Below are 24,281 nucleotides of genomic sequence, written 5' to 3'. Positions count from 1 at the left end.
TTGCAATGCACAATAAACTTGCCTATATAAGATGCATCCAAACTACGCAGGCGTTATCCGCCTGAACCCAAGGAGCTTAATTCGATGGCTAACATAAAGATCGACGACGTTTTTTCAATGTCCTCTTTCGACCCGTCCAAGTTCGCTGAATCCTTCCGTGACTTCACGGAAAAAGGCGCCCAGCAGTCGCGTGAAGCCTATGCAAAGATGAAGGCCGCTGGCGAAGATGCCGGCAAGACCCTCGAAGCCACGGTTCAGACCGCGCAGGCCGGCACTGTCGAAATCGGCCTGAAGGCGATTGACGCGCTCCGCATAAACGCTGAAAATTCGCTGTCGCACATGGAAGCGCTGCTCGGCGTGAAGTCGATTGCAGAGCTCGTCGAACTTCAGACCGCTTTCCTGCGCAAGCAGGCGGAACTGACCGTTGAGCAGGCGAAGTCGATGCAGGAAACCTCCAAGCAGGTCGCTGAAAAGCTCGCAAAGCCCACCAAGGAAGCTGCCGAAAAGGTCATGGCCTCCTTCAAGGTTGCCTGATCCGCGACCGGTGCAACAAAACAAAAGGCTGGACCGTATGTCCGGCCTTTTTGTACATTGAGGGGAGATAGGGCTTGAATTAATTTCCAAGTCCTCGTATGTGACCCCCGTCGCGCCGGGCGCGATTTGTGCGGTTGTAGCTCAGTTGGTTAGAGCGCAGGTTTGTGGCACCTGAGGTCGGAGGTTCGATCCCCCCCAACCGTACCATTCCTCTCAAAAACGAATTCAGCATATCGAGCCATTCGGCTTATCGTTTGCTGACCATTGCCCTCCGGCATGTGCCGCCTATCTACTCCCGGCAACGCAGGTAAACTTTGTGTTATATTGCGTTGCAAAATGTGAGCGGGAGTGTCATTTTGCGCCGGGGGTTACATCAAGAGTGCTTTTAGAAGGAGACTTTAATGTCCATTTCTCTCAAGAATCTGGATGGATCCAAAGCGACGGTGGTTTCAGCGATCAACGTTGCCGCCGAGGTCAGGAAAGCGCGCGAAGCCGTAGGCTACAGCGTCGATGACCTAGCGGTCACCTGTGGCCTCGTCACCAATGAAATCATCGAAATCGAAAATGGGGAAAATGCCGATCCCGCAAAGCTGCGGCGCATTGCTGCCGCCCTGCAGGTTCCGCCGTCCGACTTCGTTCCTATGTAAGATGACAATGTGAACGAACTAAAAAGCCGGTCAGATTTTGACCGGCTTTTTTCGTGTGGCTTTGCGCCATGCCATCCGAAATGATGGAACCTGCCCATCCCTCCGGCCGTTCTACAGACGGACGGGAGAATGAGGATGCCGAAAACCTTTCTTTACGGTGCGACCAAGGTCGAGGAGACGGGCGGCGCCCAGGCGGTCGCTAGCCTCGAACAGTTTCGATGGAAGAGCCGGGTTCTGGTCATTTTCGCCGACAAGGACAACAGCCGCGCCGCCCGCCAGGAAAACCAGCTACTTGCCGATCGCACCGGCCTGGAGGAGCGCGATATGGTCGTTCTCAAGGTTTCCGGCAGCACGGTCAAGCCGATCTTCGGCGGAGGCGGCAATCTGAACGAGAAGGCGCTTCGAAAGGAGCTCGATGCTCCCGAGGCCGGCGAATTCGGAGCTGTTTTGGTCGGCAAGGATGGAACGGTGAAACTCAAGGTGAGCGAGCCGGTGAGCAACGGCGAACTCCTTGCCATCATCGACAGCATGCCGATGCGTGCGGCCGAATCCCTGAAACCCGACAAATAAGCAAATAGAAGACGGAAGGAGCAGGATGTCCGTTCCCAACGAACCTATTCCCGATCAGCCGCCGATGCCCGGACCTGGCTGGAAACCGGAGCCGCCCGTCAAGGAGCCCGATCCCGATCGCCTGCCGGACGAGACGCCCAATCCCAATCCGGACGAAAACGAAGAGCCTCCAAAGCAGGCCGGCGGTCAGAGGAATATCTGCCGTTCTGCGCCGACCACTTCCTGAAGAAAGTCGGCGACAGTGCGCACGCGCACCAGATCGCGGGCGCTCTCGTGATAAGTCGTCCAGTAGGCGCGCCGGATCGAGACGTCGGGCAGGATACGAACCAGTTCGTCATACTGCCGGGCGATGTAGTCGTGCAGGATGCCGACACCAGCCCCGGAGCGCACTGCCTCCGTCTGGCCGGTCGCCGAGGAGATCTCAAAGCCAGCGCTCCAGTTGCGCATGACCTCGCCGGTGAAATTCAGCGATTGAGAAAAGAGCAGGTCCTCCACATAACCGATGCGGCGATGCTGCTTGAGCGCCTCGTTGTTGTCGGGCAAGCCGTTGAGTTCAGCGTAGCGGCGCGAGGCATAGAGCCCGAGCGTATAGTCGGTCAGCTTCGAGGATACGAGGCGACCCTGTTCGGGCCGTTCCAGCGTGATGGCGATGTCCGCCTCGCGTTGCGATAGTGAGAAGGAGCGCGGCACTGGCACCAACTGGATTTTCAGCTCCGGATGACGCTCGATCAGCCGTCCGATACGCGGGGCCAAAAAGGAAACGCCGAAGCCGTCCGGCGCCCCGACCCGGACCGTGCCGGCGATAGCCGTGTCGGTGCGACCGAGGTTAGCCTGCGCGGCGAGCATCTCCGTCTCCATCCGCTCTGCCGAGGCGAGGAACACTTCGCCTTCGGCAGTCAGCTCGCAGCCATTGGTGCGGCGGGTGAAGAGCCGAGACTTCAGTGCCCCCTCGAGCGACGTCACGCGCCGCGAGAGGGTGGCGTGGTTGAGCCCCAGCCGCTTGGAGGCGGCAAGGATCTGCCCCGTTCTGGCTACGGCGAGGAAGATGCGGACGTCGTCCCAGTTCATGTCCTTAAGTCCTTGCTGCCCGAGTCCCGAACCTACGTCGCCAAATGATTGCCGGTCTTACCGCGCAGAATGATGGGATCGACATCAATGAGTGACAGCGACGTGACCATGTGGGCGGTCGACGTCTTGTACCTGAGGAAATGCGGCGTCTGGAGATGCGCTTCGTAGTCCTCTTGGCTGGCATAGACTTCGAAGATGCAGATTTTTTCTGGACGATCCTTGATCGAGACCGCGTATAAGGTCAGCACGCCTCGTTCGGACGCGACCGACGCCTCGATTTCTTCAGCCAGGAGCGCACGATAGGCATCGAGCTGGGCGGGGTCTATCTCCAGTTCCGCCATTCTCACGACACGTTTGCCGCTCATCGATGGACGACCCTCCTCTTGAGTTCAGCCTCTTGCGCGCGGCTGTCCAGGGTTGCGCCTTGGAGAAGGCCTGCTGGAGGAGTGCTCGCACGTTGGGGCTTCGATTTTTGCACAACGGTTGCTTATCGCAGTGCATTGATTTGTGCAAATTGAAGTGCGATTGTGGCGCTATCAAGGGAATTCAAGAGGAGGCACATCCATGTACGAGATCGGTCATTTCATTGGCGGCAAGCATGTTGCGGGCAAAAGCGGCCGCAGCAGCAACGTCTACAATCCGGCCACTGGCGAAGTTCAGGCAACCGTGGCGCTCGCAAGCGTCGAGGAAATCCGCGCCGCGGTCGAAAATGCCAAGGCGGCGCAGCCGAAGTGGGCCGCAACCAATCCGCAGCGTCGCGCCCGCGTTTTCTTCAAGTTCGTGGAACTCCTGAACAAGCATATGGACGAGCTTGCCGAACTGCTCTCCAAGGAGCATGGCAAGACCGTCGAAGACTCCAAGGGCGATATCGTCCGCGGTCTTGAAGTCTGTGAATTCGTCTGCGGCATTCCGCATCTGCAGAAGGGCGAATTCACCGAAGGCGCAGGCCCGGCGATCGACATGTACTCCATCCGCCAGGCCGTCGGCATCGGCGCCGGCATCACTCCGTTCAACTTCCCGGCCATGATCCCGATGTGGATGTTTGCCCCCGCAATTGCTTGCGGCAACGCCTTCATCCTCAAGCCCTCCGAACGTGATCCGTCCGTTCCGCTGCGTCTTGCCGAACTGATGATCGAAGCCGGACTTCCGGCAGGCATCCTGAACGTCGTCAACGGCGACAAGGCCGCCGTCGATGCGATCCTGACGGACCCGGATATCGGCGCCGTCACCTTCGTCGGTTCCACGCCGATCGCCCGTTATGTCTATGGTACGGCCGCCATGAACGGCAAGCGTGCCCAGTGCTTCGGCGGCGCCAAGAACCACATGATCATCATGCCGGATGCCGACATGGACCAAGCCGTCAACGCGTTGATGGGCGCAGGCTATGGTTCGGCGGGCGAGCGCTGCATGGCGATCTCGGTTGCCGTTCCGGTCGGCGAGGAAACCGCAAACCGCCTCGTCGAGAAGCTGACACCGAAGATCGAGTCGCTGCGCATCGGCCCCTACACCGATGAGAAGGCCGACATGGGGCCGCTTGTCACCAAGGAAGCCTATGCCCGCGTCAACAGCCTGATCGATCGCGGCGTCGAGCAGGGGGCGAAACTCGTCGTCGACGGCCGCGGCTTCAAGCTGCAGGGTTACGAAGACGGCTATTTTGTCGGCGGCTCGCTGTTCGACCACGTCACGCCGGACATGGACATCTACAAGACCGAAATCTTCGGACCTGTGCTTTCTGTCGTCCGCGCTCATAACTACGAAGAAGCCCTGTCGTTGCCGATGAAGCACGAGTACGGCAACGGCGTTGCGATCTATACCCGCGACGGCGATGCCGCCCGCGACTTCGCTTCGCGTATCAACATCGGCATGATCGGCATCAACGTCCCGATCCCGGTTCCGCTTGCCTACCACTCCTTCGGCGGCTGGAAGGCCTCGAGCTTCGGTGACCTCAACCAGCACGGCACGGACTCGATCAAGTTCTGGACCAAGACCAAGACCGTCACCGCCCGCTGGCCGTCAGGCGTCAAGGACGGCGCTGAATTCGTCATGCCGACGATGAAGTAGGATCGAAGAGCAGATTAATACCGATTGGGGGCCACACCGCCCCCAATTTTACGATGTTAAGTTGTTAAATTTGTTGACGCGTGCTTCTCAACTTGAGGAAGAGTGGCGAGTTTTCGTGCAGACGCCGCATAGGTCGGCGAAGGGGTAGGAAAACAGCGGGTGCTTTTTAAGAACCAGATGCTGGCGGACACGCCGGCAAATCCGTTTCAACACGCGAAATTCACGGGCAGCGCTTCGGAGTATTTCGGCATCTGGATCGTGAACGTGCTTCTCACGATCGTCACGCTGGGTATTTATTCCGCCTAGGCGAAGGTTCGGCCTGGGGAGGGAAGGCCGTCAGCCGCGCCTATCACCTGCAAAAGTTTCATCCGCGCATCCTTCTATTTACCCTCGGCGTTGTTCTGCTGGCATTCAATATCTATCGCTATGCGCTTCCGGCAATGGTCGAGGTTGTAGTCCTCATTACGCCTCCGCCGCAGCTGATTTCATCCGGTGCCATCAACGCTCTCGACAATACCGCCTTTTCGCCGAGCCGCCGGTCTGCGGATCGCCGGCAAGATATCCTCGAGCGGTTCGAGCGCGTGGCAGCCGGTGCGGAGGGTGGCGTCAAGGGCTGCAAGCTCAACCTCCGCTCCGGGGGCCGGATTGGCCCGAATGCCTTTGCGCTTCCGGACGGCAATATCGTCATCACGGACGAACCCGTGGAATTGGCAGGCGGCGACACTGAAATGACTGCTGCCGTTTTTGCCCATGAGATCGGCCATATCGAGCACAAGCCACAGCCTGTGCCAAACCTATCGCGTCGCGGGTCTGGTGATGCTGATCCCTGGCGACGTCGGATCAGGCACTGACCCAAGGGGGCGGATTGCTGGCGCTTTCCTACTCGCGATCCGCCGAAGGCGAAGCCGATCGCCGGTCCCTCGATCTCATGAGGAATTCCGGCATGGACCCGGCCGCGATCGCGCGCTTTTTCGATACGATCGAGACGATGCTCGGTGACCACTCCAAAACCAGAATGCTTTCCACGCATCCTGGTACGCCTGACAGGAAAGAAGCCATCCCGAAATACGCCGCAGACGCCGACTGAAATCGGACGGCAGCGGCCAGCGGCGCAAACGTGAATGCAAATTTCATATTTTGGAATTGTTCAAAACTAGGAAAGCCACTATATAGCTTCCATACGGGCATTGAGCCCACGCGATTCAGGAGAACGGCATGCGATTGACGAAGCAGACCAACTATGCGGTTCGCATGTTGATGTATTGCGCTGCCAATGAAGGGCGTCTGAGCCGGATTCCCGAAATTGCCAGGGCGTACGGGGTTTCTGAACTCTTCCTGTTCAAGATTCTCCAGCCGCTGAACAAAGCGGGCCTTGTCGAAACCGTTCGAGGCCGCAACGGTGGCGTCCGACTTGGCAAACCGGCGAAGGAGATCAGCCTTTTCGACGTCGTCAAAGTCACCGAAGACAGCTTTGCGATGGCCGAATGCTTTGAAGACAGCGCAGCCGAATGCCCGCTGGTCGACAGCTGCGGTCTGAACTCGGCGCTTCGCAAAGCGCTCAACGCCTTCTTCGACGTGCTGGCCGAATATTCGATCGACGATCTGGTGAGGGCGCGGCCGCAGATCAATTTCCTCCTCGGTCTGACCGGTGAGGATTACCGCAAGCCCGCAATTAGCGTTCCGGCTGCTTAACCTCCGGCACGTAATAGTCGAATATACGCAAGAACCGCAGTTGCAGCATGCAACTGCGGTTCTTGCGTTTTCGGCCTGCCGAATTGAATGCGGAGAGGCTTTTTGTGTATCCAAAAAGCGCGAAATTATACCAAAAGCGACAAAAGTTCGGCCTCATTCGCCCGATTATTTCCAAATGAGGCCGATTTTTGACGGAAAATTTCTAAAGTTGTCCGACTGGAAAAATTTTCTGCGGATACCGTTGCTTTCAGCAAATAAATATCGTTCCATCGGCCCGCTGATCGGGAATATTTGTGCTCGATCTCCAAAGATCAAAAAAGAACAAACCTGGGAAACAAAATTATGAAAAAGCTCTCCGTCCTGCTGGCAGCGACGGCCCTGGCTTCGGTCATGGCGACGTCGGCCTGGTCAAAAACCCTTGTCTATTGCTCTGAAGGTTCGCCGGAAGGCTTCGATCCGGGCCTCTACACCGCAGGCACGACCTTCGATGCGACCTCGCGCACGGTCTACAACCGCCTCGTCGAATTCAAGCACGGCAGCACCGAGATCGAGCCGGGTCTCGCCGAAAGCTGGACCGTTTCCGACGATGGTATGGTTTACACCTTCAAGCTGCGGCCGGGCGTCAAGTTCCAGACCACTGAATTCTTCACGCCGACGCGCGATCTCAACGCCGACGACGTCATCTTCTCCTTCGAGCGCCAGCTAAAGGCCGACAATCCGTGGAACAAGTATGTCGAGGGCGGTTCTTATGAATACGCCGCCGGCATGGGCTTCCCGGAGCTCATCAAGTCCATCGAGAAGGTCGATGACCTGACGGTCAAGTTCACGCTGACGCACTCTGAAGCACCCTTCATGGCCGATCTTGCCATGGACTTTGCGTCGATCCTGTCGAAGGAATATGCCGACAAGCTCGCCGCCGACGGCAAGATGAACCAGATGAACCAGATGCCGCTCGGCACCGGTCCGTTCACCTTCGTCGCCTACCAGCCGGATGCCGTCATCCGCTACAAGGCCAACGAGAGCTACTTCAAGGGCAAGGAAAAGGTTGATGATCTCGTTTTCGCGATCACCTCCGACGCTGCCGTCCGCGCGCAGAAGCTGAAGGCCGGCGAATGCCACATCATGCCGTACCCGAATGCTGCAGATGTCGCCGAACTGAAAAAGGACGAGAACCTGACCGTGCTTGAAGAGGCCGGCCTCAACGTTTCCTACGTCGCCTACAACACGCTGGTCCCGCCGTTCGACAAGGTTGAAGTCCGCAAGGCTCTCAACATGGCGATCAACAAACAGGCGATCATCGATGCCGTCTTCCAGGGCGCTGCAGCGGTTGCCAAGAACCCGATCCCGCCGACGATGTGGTCGTACAACGATGCCGTCGAAGACGACAAGTATGATCCGGATGCGGCAAAGAAGATGCTTGCCGATGCCGGCGTCAAGGATCTCAAGATGAAGCTCTGGGCGATGCCCGTCTCGCGTCCGTACATGTTGAACGCCCGCCGCGCGGCTGAACTGATGCAGGCTGACCTTGCGAAGATCGGCGTCGAGGTCGAGATCGTCACCCATGAATGGGCCGAATACCTGAAGCTCTCGTCCGCCAAGGACCGTGACGGTGCCGTCATCCTCGGCTGGACCGGCGACAACGGCGATCCGGACAACTTCATGCACACCCTGCTTGGTTGCGATGCTGTCGGCGGTAACAACCGTGCGCAGTGGTGCAACAAGGAATTCGACGATCTGATGATCAAGGCCAAGACGACGGCCGACGTTGCAGAGCGCACCAAGTTCTACGAACAGGCTCAGCTGATCTTTAAGAAGGAAGCTCCCTGGGCAACGCTCGATCACTCGCTCGTCTTCATCCCCGTCAGCAAGAAGGTTTCCGGCTTCGTGCAGGATCCGCTCGGCTACCACCGCTTCGACGGCGTCGACATTTCCGAATAACAAGAACTATGCAAGAATGCCCGGTGAAAACCGGGCTGGCCGGCGGTCAGGTTCCCTGACCGCCGGAAACTATTGGAACATCTGCCATGTTGCGATTTCTCATCGGGCGCCTCGCGGTCCTGATCCCAACATTCCTCGGTGTCACGCTCATTGCCTTCTCGTTCATCCGCATGCTTCCCGGTGATCCCGTCATGCTTTTGTCGGGTGAACGCGTGATGGCGCCTGAGCGTCATGCCCAGATCATGCACGATCTCGGTTTCGACCGGCCCATGTACATCCAGTACTTCGATTACCTCGGCAAGGTGCTACAGGGCGACTTCGGAACGTCGATCGTCACGAAGCGCCCGGTTCTCGGTGATTTTAGCGCGCTCTTCCCGGCAACGCTCGAGCTCTCGCTGTGTGCCATTCTTCTCGCGGTCTGTCTTGGCGTGCCCGCCGGCGTCTTTGCCGCCGTCAAGCGAGGCACGTGGTTCGACCAAAGCGTGATGGGGGTCGCCCTTGTCGGCTATTCGATGCCGATCTTCTGGTGGGGTCTGCTGCTCATCATCTTCTTCTCCGGCTATCTCGGCTGGACTCCTGTTTCGGGCCGCATCTCGCTCATGTATTTCTTCAAGCCGGTCACCGGCTTCATGCTGATCGACAGCCTGCTATCCGGTCAGGCGGGCGCTTTCCGCTCCGCTGTCAGCTATCTTATTCTACCGACGATCGTGCTTGCCACCATCCCGCTTGCTGTCATTGCGCGCCAGACGCGCTCGGCGATGCTCGAAGTGCTTGGCGAAGACTATGTGCGTACTGCGCGCTCCAAGGGCCTGAAGCCGCTTCGGGTCGTTGGCGTGCATGCGCTGCGCAACGCCATGATACCGGTTGTGACGACCATCGGTCTGCAGATCGGCGTCCTGCTCGCGGGCGCGATCCTGACCGAGACGATCTTCTCCTGGCCCGGTATCGGCAAGTGGATGGTCGATTCGGTGTTCAGGCGGGACTATGCAGTCGTCCAAGGTGGTCTTCTGTTGATTGCCGGCATCATCATGCTGGTCAATCTGATCGTCGACATCACCTACGGCTTCATCAACCCACGCATTCGGCACTAGGAGCGGTCCCGTGAGTACGACAAACATCCAAACCGGCACGGTCGCTGCAAAAATCGCCCACCCATCCGCTCTTGCGGAATTCTGGTATTATTTCTCGCGAAATAAGGGCGCCGTCATCGGCCTCGCCGTTTTCATCGTCATTCTCGTCGTGGCGCTGCTTGCGCCGCTCGTTGCGCCGCATACGCCGAACGAGCAGAACCGGCAGATGCTGCTTCTCGCTCCTTTCTGGATGCAAGGCGGCAGCTCGTCCTTCCCGCTTGGGACGGACGCTGTCGGACGCGACATTCTCTCGCGCCTGATCTACGGCGCGCGCTTCTCGCTGTTCATCGGTGTTGTCGTCGTGACGATCTCGGTGATCGCAGGCGTTCTGATCGGCCTCGTGGCCGGCTATTTCCGCGGCCGCATTGATATCGCCATCATGCGCCTGATGGACATCATCCTGGCCTTCCCGTCGCTGCTTCTGGCCCTCGTGCTGGTCGCGGTCCTTGGACCCGGTCTCGTCAATGCGATGATTGCAATCTCCATCGTCAACCAGCCGCATTTCGTACGCCTGACACGCGCCTCGGTCATGGCCGAGCGTGAGAAGGAGTATGTCATTGCCTCCCGCGTTGCCGGTGCCGGCACCTTGCGGCTGATGTTCAAGACCATCCTGCCGAACTGTCTGGGGCCGCTGATCGTTCAGGCGACGCTCGCCTTCTCGGCGGCGATCCTGGACGCGGCTGCCCTCGGCTTCCTCGGCATGGGCGCGCAGCCTCCCACACCCGAATGGGGCACCATGCTCGCCGAAGCGCGAGAATTCATCCAGCGCGCCTGGTGGGTCGTAACGTTCCCGGGTCTTGCCATCCTCGTCACCGTTCTCGCCATCAACCTGATGGGCGACGGGTTGCGCGATGCGCTCGATCCCAAGCTGAAGAGGTCATGATGCCACTTCTCGATATTCAGAATCTGACCGTCGAATTCCAGACGTCTTCCGGCCTCTTCCGCGCCGTCGACGGCGTATCGCTCAGCTGCGACAAGGGCGAGATCCTCTCGATCGTCGGCGAATCCGGCTCCGGCAAGTCCGTTGCCATGCTCGCCATGATGGGCCTTCTGCCCTGGACGGCGAAGATCACTGCCGACCGCATGACTTTCGACGGCAAGGAGCTCGTCGGCATTTCCGGCCGCCAGCGCCGCAGGATCATCGGCAAGGACATGGCGATGATCTTCCAGGAGCCGATGTCGAGCCTGAACCCGTGCTTTACCGTCGGCTTCCAGCTTGGCGAGAGTCTGCGGGTGCACATGGGCCTCAACCGCAAGGAGCGCCGCGAGCGCTCGATCGAGCTCCTGAACCTCGTCGGCATCCCGGCGCCGGAAGATCGCCTGTCGAATTTCCCGCACCAGATGTCCGGCGGCATGAGCCAGCGCGTGATGATCGCCATGGCGCTCGCCTGCAATCCGAAGCTCTTGATCGCCGACGAGCCGACGACCGCACTTGACGTGACTATCCAGGCGCAGATCCTCGACCTGCTCGTGCGCCTGCAAAAGGAGCAGGGCATGGCGCTGGTGCTGATCACCCACGATATGGGTGTCGTCGCCGAAACCGCCGAGCGCGTGCAGGTTCAGTATGCCGGACAAAAGGTCGAGGAGCAGCCGGTCAAGGCACTCTTCCGCGACCCGCATCATCCCTACACCGCCGCCTTGCTTTCCGCCCTGCCGGAGCGTGCCCAAGTCGGCCAGCATTTGCCGTCGATAGCCGGTGTCGTTCCCGGTCAGCATGACCGGCCGCGCGGCTGTCTGTTCGCACCACGCTGCGGCTATGCCACGGTCGAGTGCGATCGCGGCGTTGTCCGTCAGGGGCCGGAGCTCGGCCTCGCACTCTGTAACTATCCTTTGAAAGACGGCAAGCCGCTCGGTCACCCCGGCGTGATGCTGAAGCAATCCGCTGGAGACTTCGTATGACCGGCGCCGTTCTCGAGGGCAAGGATCTTGCCCGTTTCTACACCGTCAATCGCGGCATGTTCAAACCGGAGGCGACCGTCAAGGCGCTGAACGGCGTGAGCTTCAGCCTCTACTCCGGTAAGACGCTCGCCGTTGTCGGCGAATCCGGTTGCGGCAAGTCGACGCTTGCGCGCCTCGTCACCATGATCGAAGACCCGACGGCCGGCGAACTGCTGATCGATGGCAAGCCTGCCCGCGTCGGCGACCGCACCCTGCGCAGCCAGGTTCAGATCGTTTTCCAGAATCCTTACGGATCGCTCAATCCGCGCCAGAAGGTCGGTGCAATCCTTGAAGAGCCGCTGAAGATCAACACCGACTTGGATGCCGCCAAGCGACGCCGGAAGGCGGAGGAAATGATGGCGCGCGTCGGTCTGCGGCCTGAGCACTATGACCGCTATCCGCATATGTTCTCCGGTGGCCAGCGCCAGCGTATCGCCATTGCTCGCGCACTCATGCTGCGGCCGAAGGTGCTGGTGCTCGACGAGCCGGTTTCGGCGCTCGACCTCTCCATCCAGGCACAGGTGCTGAACCTGTTGATGGACCTGCAGAAGGAGATGGGCCTTGCCTATCTCTTCATCTCGCACGGCCTGTCGGTCGTCCGCCACATCGCCGACGACGTGATGGTCATGTATCTCGGCCGCCCGGTCGAAACCGGGCCCGCAGCGGAAGTCTTTGCGCATCCGCGTCATCCCTATACGGCGGCACTTCTGTCGGCGACGCCGATCGCCGATCCCGATCGCGCTAAGAACCGTATCCGTCTCCAGGGCGAGCTTCCCTCGCCGCTGAAGCCGCCGAGCGGCTGTCACTTCAACCCGCGCTGCTGGAAGGCGCAGGACTATTGCCGCCGGGTAGAGCCTGAACTAAGTGGAGAGGGTGAACAAAAATACGCCTGTCATTTCCCGCTCGACTGAGCGGATGCAGGCGACGACGGAGGACTGAAATGCCGGAGCGGACGAACAAGGCCCACGCAATCATTGTCATGGGCGTCAGCGGCTCCGGAAAATCCTCAATCGGCGAGAAGCTGGCGGAGGCGCTGAGCCTCGGCTTCATCGAAGGCGACCAGCTTCATCCGGCATCCAACGTCGAGAAAATGTCGAAAGGGATTCCATTGAGCGATGCGGATCGCATGCCCTGGCTCGATCTCATTGGCGAAGCCATGAAGGACGCCCTAGCAAAAGGCGAGGGTGTCATCGTCACGTGCTCGGCGCTGAAGCGCCTCTATCGTGAGCGCCTGCGCGCTGCGGCCGGCGGCAATCTATTTTTCGTCTATCTCGAAGGCTCGAGGGAACTGCTGACCGAGCGGATGGGGCATCGCAAGGGGCACTTCATGCCGTCGTCCCTGCTTGAAAGCCAGCTCGAAACGCTGGAAGCGCCAACGGGCGAACCTGGTGTAGTGACCGTCGATATCGATGACACAGTCGAAGGCATTGCCGAAGAGGCTAGAAAGAAGCTCGCGCCGCTCGGCGTTTCCTGACTACGGCCGCCGCAGAAGCCAGAGCCGGAGGACTCGCGTTGAGCAAAGATGAACTTTCAGCGATCTATCGCGATTACATCGCGTGTCTTAATGCGCAGGACTGGCATCGGCTGGGGCGCTTCGTCGGCGACCATGTGCGCCACAATGGCCGGCAGCTCGGCCTGCCAGGCTATCAGGCGATGCTGGCGCGGGATTTCCAGGCGATCCCCGACCTTCGTTTCGACGTCCAACTGCTCACATCCGACCCGCCCCTTGTCGCTAGCCGGCTCGCTTTCGATTGCACGCCGCAGGGTACGTTCCTCGGCCTTCCAGTCAACGGAAAGCGCGTCTCTTTCACCGAAAACGTCTTCTATCGCTTCGATCGGGAAAAGATCGACGAGGTATGGTCGGTCATCGACAAGGCGGCGATCGAAGCACAGCTCTGATGAAAGCCGCCACGTGTTGTCCTGCCGCTACGGATTGAAGCGCTGCGGCGAATAGGCGGAAATATTGATGAACGGCGTTTCTCCGGTGATCAGTTCCGCCAGCACGCGGCCGGTCACCGGACCGAGCGTTAGGCCGTGATGCGCATGCCCGAAGGCGAACCACAGGCCGTTGTGCAGCGGCGCCTTGCCGATGATCGGCATCATGTCCGGCGTGCAGGGACGCGCACCCATCCATGGCTCGGGATCGAGCCGGCGTCCGAGCGGGAAGACGGCGCGGGCGACCTTTTCCGCGCGGTCGAGCTGAACCGGCGTCTTCGGCGCGTCGAGTGCGGCAAATTCCGCGCCGGTGGTCAGCCGGATGCCGCGGTTCATCGGCGCGAGGAAATAACCGCGCTCGGCATCGAGCGTCCAGTTGTTGAGGACCGCATTGCCTTCCGCGGCATAATGCATGTGATAGCCGCGCTTGACGCCAAGCGGGAAGGAATAGCCGAGCCGCTTGGTGGCAACCGCAGCCCAGGGGCCGAGCGCCATCACCGCGTCGTCTGCCTCGAGCGAACCTTCGGACGTCATGATTTTCCAGCCGGAACCCGACTGGCCGAGCGAAGCGGCATCGCCGATGACAAAGCGGCCGCCAAGGCTTTCGAAATAGGCGCGGTAGGCGGCAGTCAGCGCCTGCGGGTCAAGGACCGACCAGGGGTCGCGCCAGCGAATGCCGCCGGCGAAGGTCTGCATGAGGCTCGGCTCCATGCGTGCAATGTCCGCGGAAGACAGCGTTTCGTAGCTGACGCCGAATTCCTTCTGCCAGCTTCCGGCCTCGGCAAGCTCTTCGTCGCGCCTTACCTCGGTCCGGAAGATCTTCATCCAGCCGTCTTTCCGGATCAACTGCTCTGCATGTGACGCCTCGATCAGGTCCTTGTGTTCCAGGATCGAGTTCTCGATCAGCGGCGCATAGGCGCGGGTGATCATCTCGTGGCGGCGTTGATTGGAGTTCCACCAGTAGCGGGCAAGGAAGGCGAGCTGGCCCGGGAGCGCCTTCAGGTGATAATGCGCGTCGATGCGGTTGTTCAGCGCATAGCGCAGCAGCAGCCCGATCTGCTGGGGAAAGCCGTAGGGCACGACACCTTCACGCTGGATCAATCCCGCATTGCCGTACGAGGTCTCGCTGCCGGGATCCTTGCGGTCGATCAGCGTTACCTGCCGCCCACGCCGTTGCAGATGAATTGCGGCCGAGACACCGATGATGCCGGCACCGAGCACGATTGCGTTCTTGGTCATTTTTTCTTGCAGCCCACTGAATTCCAAGGGTCGAAAATGCCCTTAGGATCGCGAAGGCGCAATTGAAAAATCGCATTTCATTTCAAAATCATTGCCGTTTTGAGTGCGGCATTTTCGGCCCGGATGCGAATGGCAAGCATGAGCGCGTTCAGGATCGTGAAAGCGGCTGCGTAGAGCGGCATGCCGAAGGCAAGCGGCAGAACCGCAATCTCGCCGGCGACCACCGCATAATTGGGATGCCGCATGAAGCGATAGGGTCCGCTGCGGATGAGCGGTGCCGCAGGCAGAACGATGATCCGCGTCGTCCACCGCTCCTTGAGAGTGGCAAGCACCCAGAGGCGGATGACTTGCAGCAACAGGAAGATGCCGAGCCAAAAAAAGTTCATCGGCTTGTCCGTGGCAAGCAGCCACAATCCGCCGATCCAGGTCGCGTGCAGTGCGACCATGTAGGGGTAATGTTCTGCCCCGGTCTCGTATCCGCCTTTTGCAAAGAGCGCGGCCGTATTGCGCCTGGCAAGGACAAGCTCACTGAGGCGCTGGAGCGTGACGAAGGTCAGAAGCGCAATGGAGGCGGGCATCATGCAGTTCTCCGCAGCGTGACGCAGCTCGCGGAGAAACCTGGTCCCATGGCGATCATCGCCGCGCGTTCGGGCAGGCCCGCGTGGATCGCTCGTTCCAGCACGAAGAACACGGTCGGCGAGGACATGTTGCCATAATCGGAAACCACCGCGCGCTCGTGATCCAGCGAACCTGGCGCGAGCGAAAGCGCGCTTTCCATTGCCGCCAGCACCTTGGTCCCGCCCGGATGGCATATGAAGCGGCTGATGTCCGGGCGTGAAAGGCCATTGCGGGCGAGTATCCCGTCCACAGCGGGACCGAGCTCCGTCTCCGCGAAGGGCGGCAGCGACTGCGCAAGCACGATGCCGAAGCCCGTGTCGTCGATCTTCCAACCCATGATGTCGAGAGTGTCGGGAAACAGATGTTCGCCGCTCGATTCCACTTCGGCTATGCCATCTCCGCCGTTTCGAAGCACGCATGCTGCGGCACCATCGCCGAAGAGCGCGGTTGCGACGATATTGGGCCGCGTCAGCTCGTCCAGCCGAAAGGCGAGGGTGCAAAGCTCGATCGTCACGAAGAGCACGGTCTTGCCCGGTTTGCCCTTCGCCAAGCGCGACGCGATGCCTAATCCCGAGACGCCGGCGGCGCAGCCGAGCCCGAATACCGGCACGCGCTCTATATCCGCCCGGAACCCCATCTTTTCGGCAAGCTGCGCATCCAGACTCGGCGTCATAAACCCGGTAGAGGAGACGGTGACGACGCAATCGACGTCGCTTGCCTTGAGATCGGCCTGGCGCAGTGCCTTGGTCGCCGCTTCGACGAAAAGGCGGCTTGAAACCTCGGCATAGGCCTCCATCCGGTCTTGCCAGCCATGCGGCTCATCGAACCATGAGAGTGGCCGCGCGGCATGCCGCTTGGCGATGCCGGCATTGTCGAAGACGCTCGCAAGATGCCGAAAATCCTCGAAGCGGCCGGCAAAGAGGCGGGCCGATGCCTCGGCTGCTTCCGTCTGCGTGATGATGTGCTCGGGCACGGCGACGGCGAGGCTCAGAAATTGGACCGTATCGTTCACGGCATTCTCCTTTTTGCCCCCCGACGGCAATACGAAGAACACTTCTGACGGCGATTTATTCCCGCCGCCGACGTCACAAAAATGTGATGGGAAATGCCTTGCGCCACCCGAATAAAATGCGGGGTAGGGGTGTTCTTTCGCGGCAACGTCATTTTCCCGGAGATATCCCATGACGACTACGATTGTCCGTATCGCTTCTCTCGTCCTCGGCGGCTGCATCGCCGCTTCCATGCTTTCCACCCCGGTCTTCGCCGTCGGCGGCGGTGGTGGCGGCGGCGCGGGCACACCCACCTGCAAGAAAGGTCAGATCTATGACAAGAGGTCGAAGCAGTGTGTGAAGCAGCAGAGCGCCAATGTGACGGATGAGAACCGTACCGACTATGCCTATTCGCTGGCGAAGGCTGGCCGATACGAGGAAGCGCTGGCCATGCTCGACACCGTCAAGGATCAGAACAATGCGGAAGTGCTGAATTATCGCGGCTATGCCACCCGCAAGCTCGGCCGCACAGATGAAGGCATCTCCTATTACCTTCAGTCGGTAAAGCTCGATCCGCAATATGCGAAGGTCCGTGAGTATCTCGGCGAAGCCTACGTCGTCAAAGGCCGCGTCGATCTCGCCAAGGAGCAGCTGAACATGATCAAGGCGATCTGCGGCACGGGCTGCGAGGAATATCAGGACCTCAACGCGGTGATCCTCGATCCGTCGAAGATCTGAAATCGAGGCGGCGCGGGGCGGCAAGGAGAGATAATCGAATGCCGGTCGCGCGCACCACATTTCCTGCCTATAGTCGTCTGGAAACGGGATCGCCGCTTCGGTTGGCGATCCCCGGAGGACGAACTGGGGCGGAGGCGGCCATCGCGAGCGAAGCGGATATCAGGAAAGGCCTGACGGAGAACCTTGCCAGGCTCTGGCGCTATGGTCTCGTGCTCTCGCGGCAGCGCGATGTGGCCGACGACCTCGTGCAGCAGACCTGCGTCCGGGCGCTGGAACGCGGCGGGCAATTCGAACAGGGAACGCGGCTCGATCGCTGGCTGTTTTCGATCCTGCATTCGATCTGGCTGAACGAGATCCGCTCCCGCAAGGTTCGCCAAGGCGCGGGTTTCGCTGCTCCGGAGGAAGCGCTGGTCTTCGACGGAGCCCGCGACACCGAAACGCATGTCATGGCAAACCAGGTGCTGCGGCAGGTGGATGCGCTTCCGGAAGCACAGCGCAGCGCCGTCTTCCTCGCCTATGTGGAAGGGCTCTCCTATCGCGAGGTGGCGGATGTATTGGCTATACCGATCGGAACGGTGATGAGCCGGCTGGCGGCAGCGCGTGCGACGCTTTCCGGCGCCATTTCGGACGAGGGACGGCAATGAGCAACGACATCAACATACCCTTTGACGAAGAGCTGACTGCCTTCATCGACGGCGAACTGCCGCCGCAGGATGCCGCGCGCATCGAAGCGCTCGTTAATGCCGACGAACGCGTGGCTGCGCGGCTGGAATTCCTGTCTCGCAGCAACCTGCCGTTCAAGGACGCCTTTGCTCCGCTACTTGCTGCAGCACCGCAAGCTAGCCTGGAATCGATGCTTGCCGCGATCCACTCGAAGCAGGAAGGCAAAGCGCCTAGCTTTATGAGCCGACGCGGCTTTCTCGGTGCTCTGGCCGCCTCGGTCGTCGCCGGCGTCATTGCAGACCGCGCCTATCTCGGAATCAGCCGCAACCTTTCGAAGGACGAGGGGGCCGAATGGCGCGCTGTCGTCGCCGAATATATCTCGCTCTACACGCCGGACACGCTGGCAGGTCCCGTTCCGCCTGCCGATGTGCAGAGCATTCAGCTTGCCCAGATCGACCGAAAGCTCGGCCTTGCGCTTTCTCCCGGGATGGTTGCGTTGCAGGGGGTCGACTTCAAGCGCGTACTGCTCCTGGAATATGACGAAAAACCGCTTGCGCAGATCGCCTATCTTGATCCCGAGACCGGCCCGATGGCGCTCTGCATCATCCGCTCGGACAAGGGCGAAAAGACGCCAGACATCGAGGGCCGCAATGGCATGAATGTCATCTACTGGTCCAGCCGGAGCCATGCCTTCATGCTGATCGGCCATGCCCCGGCAGACCGCATGCAGGAAATCGTCGATAACCTCAGGTCAAAATTGACGGCATGAATGCCGTGCCGCCATCATGATGACGAGATTGCATGGTGTTGCCGATCATCTCGATGCGACAGGGACCGGCATTTCAGCATGGATTGGATCAATCGTTATATCGACGAGCCGCTGCTTTCCGGCGCGGCGCGTACGCTGCGGGTTTGGCATGTCTACACGGCACAGCATCCGGAGCGTTTGGAGCCAGTGTGGAACCTGGCGGCGCTTTCCTTCCTGGCAATCGCAAGCCGGTACCATCTTTCGAGTCAGCCCCTTGCCCTCAGCCTTGCAGCATTGTTCATGCTGGCTCTGCCGTCCATCTGGAAGCTGGCTTCCTCCGCATCCATGGGAAGCGGCGGCTATGACGCCCGGCGCTACAAATCGCTCCGAGCCCGAGCGATCAGCAAGCGTGAGGCGGAATGGTCTCTGCGGATGACCGTTCTCTTCGCCTCGGCCGGGCTGCCGTTCGCAACACGCATCGACGATCCGGTCGGATCAGCCTTCATGACAGGCGCATGCATCTGGTTCGTGCTGACAGCGCCCGTGAAGTTCTACCTAGAAGCAGCCGAGCCGCCTGCCCCCGACCAAGGTGACGGCTCGCATCAGCGTCTCGTCCAGTTTGGCTGATGCCCCTGAAACTAGGCGTTCTGGAACCAATTGCCAAGGATAGCCGTTGATAGGTCAGAATCGAAAGAGGAGTTCACCATGCTTTACTATGCTTTGGTATTTCTCGTCGTAGCCCTGATTGCCGGCATTCTTGGATTTGGCGGGATCGCAGGCGCTTCGGCTTCCATAGCACAGGTTCTTTTCTTCATATTCCTGGTGCTGTTCGTCGTATCGCTCGTCATGCGCCTGATGCGCCGCGAATAGTGCGACGAAATGAGACGTTGAAAAAACCCGGTGCCGCGGCGCCGGGTTTTTTTGTATCGATGAGGCGCGATGCCGCCATCCCGGCATCGCAAACAGATTTTGATGCCGAAAGTTTGCGACAGACCCTGCAACCCGTGGCATAAGGCCTCCGAAAAACTTTTCTAGGTCCTTATCCGCATATGATTCGTATCGAAAACATCAGCAAGCAGAACAGCCACCGCATCCTTTTCATCGAGGCGACCGCGGCGCTCAACAGAGGCGAGAAGGTCGGTCTCGTCGGTCCGAACGGCGCCGGCAAGACGACTCTTTTCCGGATGATCACGCAGGAGGAGCAGCCTGATGAAGGGCAAGTTTCTGCCGATAAGGGCGTGACCATCGGCTACTTCAACCAGGATGTCGGCGAAATGGAGGGCCGCAGCGCCGTTTCCGAGGTGATGGACGGTGCCGGCCCCGTGAGCATCGTTGCGGCCGAATTGCGGGAGCTCGAGGCTGCCATGTCGGATCCCGAACAAGCCGACGATATGGATGTGAGCATCGAGCGCTACGGCGAGGTGCAGGCGCGCTACGAGGAACTGGACGGCTACGCTCTCGAAGGACGCGCACGCGAAGTCCTGGCCGGTCTGAGCTTCAGCCAGGAAATGATGGACGGTGATGTCGGTGCGCTGTCGGGCGGCTGGAAGATGCGTGTGGCGCTCGCCCGCATTCTTCTCATGCGCCCGGACGTCATGCTGCTCGACGAACCCAGCAACCATCTGGATCTGGAAAGTCTCATCTGGCTGGAGGAGTTCCTGAAAGGTTACGATGGCGCGCTGCTGATGACCTCGCACGACCGCGAGTTCATGAACCGCATCGTCACCAAGATCATCGAGATCGATGGCGGCAACTTGAACAGCTACTCGGGCGACTATGCCTTTTACGAGCAGCAGCGGGCGCAGAACGAGAAGCAGCAGCAGGCGCAGTTCGAGCGCCAGCAGGCGATGCTCGCCAAGGAAATCAAGTTCATCGAGCGCTTCAAGGCCCGCGCCTCGCATGCTTCGCAGGTGCAGAGCCGCGTGAAGAAGCTGGAGAAGATCGACCGGGTGGAACCGCCCAAGCGCCGCCAGGTCGTCTCGTTCGAGTTTCTGCCGGCACCGCGCTCGGGCGAGGATGTTATCAACCTGAAGAACGTGCACAAGAAATACGGCAGCCGAACCATCTACGAGGGGTTGGATTTCATGGTTCGGCGCCGCGAGCGCTGGTGCATCATGGGCATTAACGGTGCCGGAAAGTCGACGCTTCTGAAGCTGGTTGCGGGTTCGGCGGAGCCGGACGAGGGAAGCGTCGCGCTGGGCGCCAGCGTGAAGATGGGATATTTCGCCCAGCACGCCATGGACCTTCTTGAAGGCGAACGCACCGTACTGCAGTCGCTGGAAGATAAGTTCCCGCAGGCAGGGCAGGGCTCATTGCGCGCTCTGGCGGGCTGCTTCGGATTTTCCGGCGACGATGTCGAGAAGAAATGCCGGGTGCTCTCGGGCGGCGAGAAGGCGCGGCTCGTCATGGCGACGATGCTCTTCGATCCGCCGAACCTCCTCGTGCTGGACGAGCCCACGAACCACCTGGATCTGGACACCAAGGAAATGCTCATCAAGGCTCTCTCCGAGTACGAGGGCACGATGCTGTTCGTCTCGCACGACCGGCACTTCCTGGGCGCTCTGTCCAATCGGGTGCTGGAACTGACCCCAGAAGGCATTCACCAATTTGGCGGCGGCTACACGGAATACGTGGCGCGCACCGGCCATGAGGCGCCCGGCCTGCGCAGTTGAGTAAAGAGCAGTAAGAGCGCGATTAAGCGCGCTCTTCCCAGATTTTCGCCAGTTCGACGAGCGTCGCCACCGCCTTTTCCATGTCCTGTCGACTGACCCATTCGAGCGGCGAGTGGAAGGCGTGGCCGCCGGCGAAGATGTTGGGGCAGGGCAGGCCCATGAACGAAAGCCGCGAGCCGTCGGTGCCGCCCCGAATGCTGCCGCGTACCGGCTCCATGCCTGCGCGCCGAACGGCCTCGACGGCGTTCTCGACGATCTCCGGATGACGGTCGAGGATCACCTTCATATTACGGTACTGCTGCTTGACCTTAAAGCTGTAGGAGGAGCCGGGATAGTCCGCCATGATCTCCTTCACGATCGTCTCCAGCATGGCTTCCTTGGCCGCGAGGCCATCGTCATTGAAGTCACGGACGATGAGGTTGAGGGCTGCCTTTTCCATTGAGCCCGTGACGCCCGTCGGGTGCACGAATCCCTCTCTGCCCGCCGTCGTCTCCGGTGCCAAATCCTTCGGCAGCCGGCTGATGATCGCGCCGGCGATCTTGATGGCGTTCTCCATCTTTCCCTTGGCGAAGCCGGGATGGATGGCCACGCCTTGAACAGTGATCTCGACGCCATCAGCAGAGAAGGTCTCGTCTTCGACATGGCCGGCCGTCTCGCCATCCATGGTGTAGGCGAACCGGGCGCTGAGCTTTTCAAGATCGACCTTGTCGACGCCACGGCCGATTTCCTCGTCCGGCGTGAAGAGGATCTTGATCGTCCCGTGCTTGATATCCGGATTGTCGACCAGGATTTGCGCCGCCGTCATGATCTCGGCAATGCCGGCCTTGTCGTCGGCGCCGAGCAGCGTTGTACCGTCGGTGGTGATGACATCGCTGCCGATCTGGTCGTTGAGCGCCGGATTGTCGCTGACGCGAATGACCTGCCGCGGATCGCCTGAGAGCCTTATGTCGCCGCCGCGATACTTCCGCACGATCTGCGGGCTGACGTTGGTTCCGGTGAAGTCCGGCGCCGTGTCCATATGCGAGCAAAAGCAGATGACCGGCACTGGCTTGTCTACATTGGACGGAATGGTCGCGTAGACGTAGCCGTGCTCGTCGAGATGCGCGTCTGCAAGACCAATTGCCAGCAGTTCATCGACCAGCATCCGGCCGAGGTTCTTCTGCTTTTCGGTGGAAGGCTGCGTCGACGATGTGGGATCCGATTGCGTGTCGATAACGACATAGCGGAGGAAGCGATCGGTAACAGTGTCGGTCATGGGCAGGTCCAATGCATGATCGTCAGCGATGGATTGCTGTAACCTTCATCCGCGTCGTGGTGAAGGAATTTTTGATTTCCAGCGCGCTTTGCACGAGAAAGGAATGGCGTGTAACTATTTTAAAATTAAATCTGAAATTGTAGACTTGCATAATACCCGTGCGAATATGAACTCAACCTTGGAGAGCCGGACGGCGATCTGCTCTGTACCGCGGTCAGGTATGGACTGAAGCTCAGACGCTTTCCGGAGAGACTGGAATATGCCGAGGCGCTTGCCAGCCTGCGGCCAGGCGGTCCACAGTTTGCAGAGGTGGTGAGGCAATTGCGGGAAGTAACCGGCACGAAATGATGACAAAGATATACGGCCGGGCCGGTCACCTCAGCACGAGCAAGTATTGCTGTGCTTCTGCCGCAATACTTGCTATTTGAAGAGAGCTGATTTGTCTTTGCGAATGCGCAGACGGCTTGGGGATGCTTGCTGCGCTAAATGAACATGACTTAGGCTCGGGGGAAGCGTGAGCAGTCTACGCAGTGGTGGCATCCGCGTCACCGTATCATCGTCTCTTCGTTGTCTTCGGCGGCTGTCGCTTTGCGTTGCGCTCATCGTCCCTGCGGGATGTGGTGGGCATCCAAAGCACGTGTTGGCGCCCGTTGCCGACGCGTCGCCTGGTTCGAGCCGGGTCAGCATGCTGATCACCACCACGCGTGGCCGCTCGGAGCATGCCGGAGAGATGTTCACGGGCGAGCGGGCGCGCGCGCCTGCGTTCGCGGACATCACGGTGTCGATTCCTCCGATCCGCAAGGTCGGCGATGTCGCCTGGCCGAAGAGGCTTCCTTCCAATCCAGCGACTGATTTCGCGACGCTCAAGGCGGAAGAGATCGGCCAAGAGGAGGCAAAGACCTGGCTCAATGCCGCGGTGAAGAAGAGCCCCGATCGCAGCGTGCTCGTCTTCATCCACGGGTTCAATAACCGCTTCGAGGACTCCGTCTACCGCTTCGCGCAGATCGTTCATGACTCAGGCGTCAAGAGTGCGCCTGTGCTGGTGACGTGGCCATCGCGGGGTAGCTTGCTTGCCTATGGCTACGACCGCGAAAGCACCAATTACACGCGCAACGCCCTGGAGAAATTGTTTCAGTATCTGGCCGCCGATCCGGAAGTGAAGGAGGTCTCTATCCTCGCGCATTCGATGGGCAACTGGCTGGCCCTCGAAGGGTTACGCCAAATGGCGATCCGCAACGGTGGTCTGCCCCCGAAGTTCAAGAATGTGATGCTTGCTGCTCCGGACGTCGATGTCGACGTGTTCCGCTCGCAGATCGAGGACATGGGCATGCGGCAGCCACGATTCACATTGTTCGTATCCCGCGATGACCGCGCGCTCGCCTTTTCGCGCAGGGTCTGGGGCGACATCCCGCGGCTGGGCTCGATCGATCCTGAATCCGATCCGTACAAGCAGGAACTGGCCGACAACAGCATCACCGTCATCGATCTGACGAAGGTGAAGGCCGGCGACGGTCTCCACCACAGCAAGTTCGCAGAATCCCCGCAGGTGGTCCAGCTCATCGGCGCACGCATCTCCGAGGGCCAGACGCTGACCGACAGCCGGATGGGCCTTGGGGATCACCTCATTGCGGGAACGACGGGGGTAGCGACAGCGGCCGGCAACGCCGCAGGTCTGATCCTTGCCGCCCCGGTCGCCGCGGTGGATCCGGATACCCGAGACAACTACGCCCACCACGTACCCGGGATGGCTGGACGCGTCCGTGGAGAGCAGAAGATTGCGGTGAACGATTGCACATCGAAGCAGGCAGCGACACGGGATCCGGCATGCCGCGCGGCGCGGAACTGA

At 60.1% G+C, this 24,281-nt stretch carries 29 protein-coding genes, 1 tRNA gene and 1 pseudogene; 25 read left to right on the top strand and 6 right to left on the bottom strand.

Annotation, left to right across the window (positions count from 1 at the left end):
• Positions 1-84: 84 nt before the first annotated feature.
• From ACZ9BX_RS11950 to ACZ9BX_RS11930, 5 genes are all read left to right on the top strand, one after another.
• Positions 85-534, top strand: a complete 450-nt coding sequence (locus ACZ9BX_RS11950) for a phasin (protein ID WP_027509937.1) — start codon at positions 85-87, stop codon at positions 532-534.
• Positions 535-664: 130 nt separating this feature from the next.
• Positions 665-741: transfer RNA gene (locus ACZ9BX_RS11945), tRNA-His, on the top strand.
• A 194-nt stretch (positions 742-935) separates the two neighbouring features.
• Positions 936-1,181 (top strand): helix-turn-helix domain-containing protein, encoded by a 246-nt coding sequence (locus tag ACZ9BX_RS11940; protein ID WP_027509938.1) that lies wholly within the window; start codon positions 936-938, stop codon positions 1,179-1,181.
• A 135-nt stretch (positions 1,182-1,316) separates the two neighbouring features.
• On the top strand, positions 1,317-1,751 hold the full coding sequence (locus ACZ9BX_RS11935) for a DUF4174 domain-containing protein (protein WP_476218083.1): 435 nt from the start codon (positions 1,317-1,319) through the stop codon (positions 1,749-1,751).
• A gap of 25 nt (positions 1,752-1,776) precedes the next feature.
• On the top strand, positions 1,777-1,977 hold the full coding sequence (locus ACZ9BX_RS11930; protein WP_476218081.1) for a hypothetical protein: 201 nt from the start codon (positions 1,777-1,779) through the stop codon (positions 1,975-1,977).
• On the opposite strand, the gene ACZ9BX_RS11925 is transcribed toward ACZ9BX_RS11930, so the two are convergent.
• Complete coding sequence (locus tag ACZ9BX_RS11925; RefSeq protein ID WP_476218079.1) at positions 1,938-2,819, bottom strand: LysR family transcriptional regulator; 882 nt, start codon at positions 2,817-2,819, stop codon at positions 1,938-1,940. The two genes, ACZ9BX_RS11930 and ACZ9BX_RS11925, sit on opposite strands and share 40 nt — an antisense overlap.
• 32 nt (positions 2,820-2,851) lie before the next feature.
• Positions 2,852-3,184 carry a putative quinol monooxygenase gene (locus ACZ9BX_RS11920; protein WP_476218077.1) on the bottom strand — a complete coding sequence of 111 codons (333 nt, stop codon included), beginning with the start codon at positions 3,182-3,184 and terminating at the stop codon, positions 2,852-2,854.
• 199 nt (positions 3,185-3,383) lie between these two features.
• Here ACZ9BX_RS11920 and ACZ9BX_RS11915 point away from each other — a divergent pair, with 199 nt between their 5' ends.
• The 13 genes and pseudogenes from ACZ9BX_RS11915 (at position 3,384) to ACZ9BX_RS11855 (ending at position 13,477) form a co-directional block, all read left to right on the top strand.
• Positions 3,384-4,880: a CoA-acylating methylmalonate-semialdehyde dehydrogenase gene (locus ACZ9BX_RS11915; RefSeq protein WP_476218075.1), complete on the top strand. Its 1,497-nt coding sequence runs from the start codon at positions 3,384-3,386 to the stop codon at positions 4,878-4,880.
• Between the two features lie 177 nt (positions 4,881-5,057).
• A pseudogene (locus ACZ9BX_RS11910) lies at positions 5,058-5,183 on the top strand (DUF898 family protein); the annotation flags it as partial.
• Positions 5,184-5,320: 137 nt separating this feature from the next.
• Complete coding sequence (locus ACZ9BX_RS11905; protein WP_476218073.1) at positions 5,321-5,731, top strand: M48 family metalloprotease; 411 nt, start codon at positions 5,321-5,323, stop codon at positions 5,729-5,731.
• Between the two features lie 14 nt (positions 5,732-5,745).
• Positions 5,746-5,967, top strand: coding sequence for a M48 family metalloprotease (locus ACZ9BX_RS11900; RefSeq protein ID WP_476218071.1), 222 nt, complete (start codon positions 5,746-5,748; stop codon positions 5,965-5,967).
• A gap of 128 nt (positions 5,968-6,095) precedes the next feature.
• The gene (rirA, locus tag ACZ9BX_RS11895; protein ID WP_476218069.1) at positions 6,096-6,572 is read left to right on the top strand and encodes an iron-responsive transcriptional regulator RirA; all 477 of its coding nucleotides are present in this window, start codon (positions 6,096-6,098) and stop codon (positions 6,570-6,572) included.
• Positions 6,573-6,612: 40 nt separating this feature from the next.
• Positions 6,613-6,918: a hypothetical protein gene (locus ACZ9BX_RS11890; protein WP_476218067.1), complete on the top strand. Its 306-nt coding sequence runs from the start codon at positions 6,613-6,615 to the stop codon at positions 6,916-6,918.
• A complete protein-coding gene (locus ACZ9BX_RS11885) occupies positions 6,915-8,510 on the top strand; it encodes an ABC transporter substrate-binding protein (RefSeq protein WP_476218065.1) in 1,596 nt (531 codons plus the stop codon). The genes ACZ9BX_RS11890 and ACZ9BX_RS11885 overlap by 4 nt, the downstream gene beginning before the upstream one ends.
• 86 nt (positions 8,511-8,596) lie before the next feature.
• Positions 8,597-9,601 carry an ABC transporter permease subunit gene (locus ACZ9BX_RS11880; protein WP_476218063.1) on the top strand — a complete coding sequence of 335 codons (1,005 nt, stop codon included), beginning with the start codon at positions 8,597-8,599 and terminating at the stop codon, positions 9,599-9,601.
• Between the two features lie 10 nt (positions 9,602-9,611).
• Positions 9,612-10,523: an ABC transporter permease subunit gene (locus tag ACZ9BX_RS11875; protein WP_476218061.1), complete on the top strand. Its 912-nt coding sequence runs from the start codon at positions 9,612-9,614 to the stop codon at positions 10,521-10,523.
• Entirely contained in the window at positions 10,523-11,539 is a 1,017-nt protein-coding gene (locus tag ACZ9BX_RS11870) for an ABC transporter ATP-binding protein (protein WP_476219985.1), read from the top strand. Before ACZ9BX_RS11875 ends, ACZ9BX_RS11870 begins: the two co-directional genes overlap by 1 nt.
• Positions 11,536-12,489: a peptide ABC transporter ATP-binding protein gene (locus tag ACZ9BX_RS11865; protein WP_087003149.1), complete on the top strand. Its 954-nt coding sequence runs from the start codon at positions 11,536-11,538 to the stop codon at positions 12,487-12,489. The genes ACZ9BX_RS11870 and ACZ9BX_RS11865 overlap by 4 nt, the downstream gene beginning before the upstream one ends.
• Positions 12,490-12,518: 29 nt before the next feature.
• Entirely contained in the window at positions 12,519-13,052 is a 534-nt protein-coding gene (locus tag ACZ9BX_RS11860; RefSeq protein ID WP_476218059.1) for a gluconokinase, read from the top strand.
• 38 nt (positions 13,053-13,090) lie between these two features.
• The gene (locus ACZ9BX_RS11855) at positions 13,091-13,477 is read left to right on the top strand and encodes an ester cyclase (RefSeq protein ID WP_476218057.1); all 387 of its coding nucleotides are present in this window, start codon (positions 13,091-13,093) and stop codon (positions 13,475-13,477) included.
• A 27-nt stretch (positions 13,478-13,504) separates the two neighbouring features.
• Here ACZ9BX_RS11855 and ACZ9BX_RS11850 read toward each other — a convergent pair whose 3' ends face one another.
• The 3 genes from ACZ9BX_RS11850 to ACZ9BX_RS11840 form a co-directional block, all read right to left on the bottom strand.
• Positions 13,505-14,752, bottom strand: coding sequence for an NAD(P)/FAD-dependent oxidoreductase (locus ACZ9BX_RS11850; RefSeq protein ID WP_027509953.1), 1,248 nt, complete (start codon positions 14,750-14,752; stop codon positions 13,505-13,507).
• 77 nt (positions 14,753-14,829) lie between these two features.
• Positions 14,830-15,333, bottom strand: coding sequence for an isoprenylcysteine carboxyl methyltransferase family protein (locus ACZ9BX_RS11845; RefSeq protein WP_476218054.1), 504 nt, complete (start codon positions 15,331-15,333; stop codon positions 14,830-14,832).
• Positions 15,330-16,382 carry a type III polyketide synthase gene (locus ACZ9BX_RS11840; protein ID WP_476218052.1) on the bottom strand — a complete coding sequence of 351 codons (1,053 nt, stop codon included), beginning with the start codon at positions 16,380-16,382 and terminating at the stop codon, positions 15,330-15,332. The genes ACZ9BX_RS11845 and ACZ9BX_RS11840 overlap by 4 nt, the downstream gene beginning before the upstream one ends.
• A 169-nt stretch (positions 16,383-16,551) precedes the next feature.
• Here ACZ9BX_RS11840 and ACZ9BX_RS11835 point away from each other — a divergent pair, with 169 nt between their 5' ends.
• From ACZ9BX_RS11835 to ACZ9BX_RS11810, 6 genes are all read left to right on the top strand, one after another.
• A complete protein-coding gene (locus tag ACZ9BX_RS11835) occupies positions 16,552-17,097 on the top strand; it encodes a tetratricopeptide repeat protein (protein WP_476218050.1) in 546 nt (181 codons plus the stop codon).
• A gap of 38 nt (positions 17,098-17,135) precedes the next feature.
• Positions 17,136-17,741 carry an RNA polymerase sigma factor gene (locus tag ACZ9BX_RS11830; RefSeq protein WP_132559328.1) on the top strand — a complete coding sequence of 202 codons (606 nt, stop codon included), beginning with the start codon at positions 17,136-17,138 and terminating at the stop codon, positions 17,739-17,741.
• The gene (locus tag ACZ9BX_RS11825) at positions 17,738-18,529 is read left to right on the top strand and encodes an anti-sigma factor family protein (protein ID WP_476218048.1); all 792 of its coding nucleotides are present in this window, start codon (positions 17,738-17,740) and stop codon (positions 18,527-18,529) included. The genes ACZ9BX_RS11830 and ACZ9BX_RS11825 overlap by 4 nt, the downstream gene beginning before the upstream one ends.
• Positions 18,530-18,607: 78 nt before the next feature.
• Positions 18,608-19,135: a hypothetical protein gene (locus ACZ9BX_RS11820; RefSeq protein WP_132559332.1), complete on the top strand. Its 528-nt coding sequence runs from the start codon at positions 18,608-18,610 to the stop codon at positions 19,133-19,135.
• 78 nt (positions 19,136-19,213) lie between these two features.
• Positions 19,214-19,378, top strand: coding sequence for a DUF1328 domain-containing protein (locus tag ACZ9BX_RS11815; protein WP_132559334.1), 165 nt, complete (start codon positions 19,214-19,216; stop codon positions 19,376-19,378).
• Positions 19,379-19,557: 179 nt separating this feature from the next.
• Complete coding sequence (locus ACZ9BX_RS11810) at positions 19,558-21,180, top strand: ABC-F family ATP-binding cassette domain-containing protein (protein WP_476218046.1); 1,623 nt, start codon at positions 19,558-19,560, stop codon at positions 21,178-21,180.
• Positions 21,181-21,202: 22 nt separating this feature from the next.
• On the opposite strand, the gene pepT is transcribed toward ACZ9BX_RS11810, so the two are convergent.
• The gene (pepT, locus tag ACZ9BX_RS11805) at positions 21,203-22,435 is read right to left on the bottom strand and encodes a peptidase T (protein WP_476218044.1); all 1,233 of its coding nucleotides are present in this window, start codon (positions 22,433-22,435) and stop codon (positions 21,203-21,205) included.
• 538 nt (positions 22,436-22,973) lie between these two features.
• Between pepT and ACZ9BX_RS11800 the strand changes: the two genes are divergently transcribed.
• Positions 22,974-24,281 (top strand): alpha/beta hydrolase, encoded by a 1,308-nt coding sequence (locus ACZ9BX_RS11800; protein ID WP_476219983.1) that lies wholly within the window; start codon positions 22,974-22,976, stop codon positions 24,279-24,281.

Source organism: Rhizobium sp. USDA 3886 (assembly GCF_056279785.1).
Note: the sequence above shows the minus strand (reverse complement) of the source record. Positions and strands in the feature narration are given on the sequence as shown.

What these genes read in the sequence shown, in the direction of transcription:
- ACZ9BX_RS11810 (WP_476218046.1), top strand. Translation starts at nt 19,558, where the DNA reads ATGATTCGTATCGAAAACATCAGCAAGCAGAACAGCCACCGCATCCTT.
- ACZ9BX_RS11825 (WP_476218048.1), top strand. Translation starts at nt 17,738, where the DNA reads ATGAGCAACGACATCAACATACCCTTTGACGAAGAGCTGACTGCCTTC.
- ACZ9BX_RS11820 (WP_132559332.1), top strand. Translation starts at nt 18,608, where the DNA reads ATGGATTGGATCAATCGTTATATCGACGAGCCGCTGCTTTCCGGCGCG.
- ACZ9BX_RS11850 (WP_027509953.1), bottom strand. Translation starts at nt 14,752, where the DNA reads ATGACCAAGAACGCAATCGTGCTCGGTGCCGGCATCATCGGTGTCTCG.
- ACZ9BX_RS11925 (WP_476218079.1), bottom strand. Translation starts at nt 2,819, where the DNA reads ATGAACTGGGACGACGTCCGCATCTTCCTCGCCGTAGCCAGAACGGGG.
- ACZ9BX_RS11865 (WP_087003149.1), top strand. Translation starts at nt 11,536, where the DNA reads ATGACCGGCGCCGTTCTCGAGGGCAAGGATCTTGCCCGTTTCTACACC.
- rirA (WP_476218069.1), top strand. Translation starts at nt 6,096, where the DNA reads ATGCGATTGACGAAGCAGACCAACTATGCGGTTCGCATGTTGATGTAT.
- ACZ9BX_RS11815 (WP_132559334.1), top strand. Translation starts at nt 19,214, where the DNA reads ATGCTTTACTATGCTTTGGTATTTCTCGTCGTAGCCCTGATTGCCGGC.
- ACZ9BX_RS11885 (WP_476218065.1), top strand. Translation starts at nt 6,915, where the DNA reads ATGAAAAAGCTCTCCGTCCTGCTGGCAGCGACGGCCCTGGCTTCGGTC.
- ACZ9BX_RS11860 (WP_476218059.1), top strand. Translation starts at nt 12,519, where the DNA reads ATGCCGGAGCGGACGAACAAGGCCCACGCAATCATTGTCATGGGCGTC.
- ACZ9BX_RS11870 (WP_476219985.1), top strand. Translation starts at nt 10,523, where the DNA reads ATGCCACTTCTCGATATTCAGAATCTGACCGTCGAATTCCAGACGTCT.
- ACZ9BX_RS11830 (WP_132559328.1), top strand. Translation starts at nt 17,136, where the DNA reads ATGCCGGTCGCGCGCACCACATTTCCTGCCTATAGTCGTCTGGAAACG.
- ACZ9BX_RS11930 (WP_476218081.1), top strand. Translation starts at nt 1,777, where the DNA reads ATGTCCGTTCCCAACGAACCTATTCCCGATCAGCCGCCGATGCCCGGA.
- pepT (WP_476218044.1), bottom strand. Translation starts at nt 22,435, where the DNA reads ATGACCGACACTGTTACCGATCGCTTCCTCCGCTATGTCGTTATCGAC.
- ACZ9BX_RS11915 (WP_476218075.1), top strand. Translation starts at nt 3,384, where the DNA reads ATGTACGAGATCGGTCATTTCATTGGCGGCAAGCATGTTGCGGGCAAA.
- ACZ9BX_RS11845 (WP_476218054.1), bottom strand. Translation starts at nt 15,333, where the DNA reads ATGATGCCCGCCTCCATTGCGCTTCTGACCTTCGTCACGCTCCAGCGC.
- ACZ9BX_RS11835 (WP_476218050.1), top strand. Translation starts at nt 16,552, where the DNA reads ATGACGACTACGATTGTCCGTATCGCTTCTCTCGTCCTCGGCGGCTGC.
- ACZ9BX_RS11880 (WP_476218063.1), top strand. Translation starts at nt 8,597, where the DNA reads ATGTTGCGATTTCTCATCGGGCGCCTCGCGGTCCTGATCCCAACATTC.
- ACZ9BX_RS11905 (WP_476218073.1), top strand. Translation starts at nt 5,321, where the DNA reads ATGGTCGAGGTTGTAGTCCTCATTACGCCTCCGCCGCAGCTGATTTCA.
- ACZ9BX_RS11935 (WP_476218083.1), top strand. Translation starts at nt 1,317, where the DNA reads ATGCCGAAAACCTTTCTTTACGGTGCGACCAAGGTCGAGGAGACGGGC.
- ACZ9BX_RS11940 (WP_027509938.1), top strand. Translation starts at nt 936, where the DNA reads ATGTCCATTTCTCTCAAGAATCTGGATGGATCCAAAGCGACGGTGGTT.
- ACZ9BX_RS11920 (WP_476218077.1), bottom strand. Translation starts at nt 3,184, where the DNA reads ATGAGCGGCAAACGTGTCGTGAGAATGGCGGAACTGGAGATAGACCCC.
- ACZ9BX_RS11950 (WP_027509937.1), top strand. Translation starts at nt 85, where the DNA reads ATGGCTAACATAAAGATCGACGACGTTTTTTCAATGTCCTCTTTCGAC.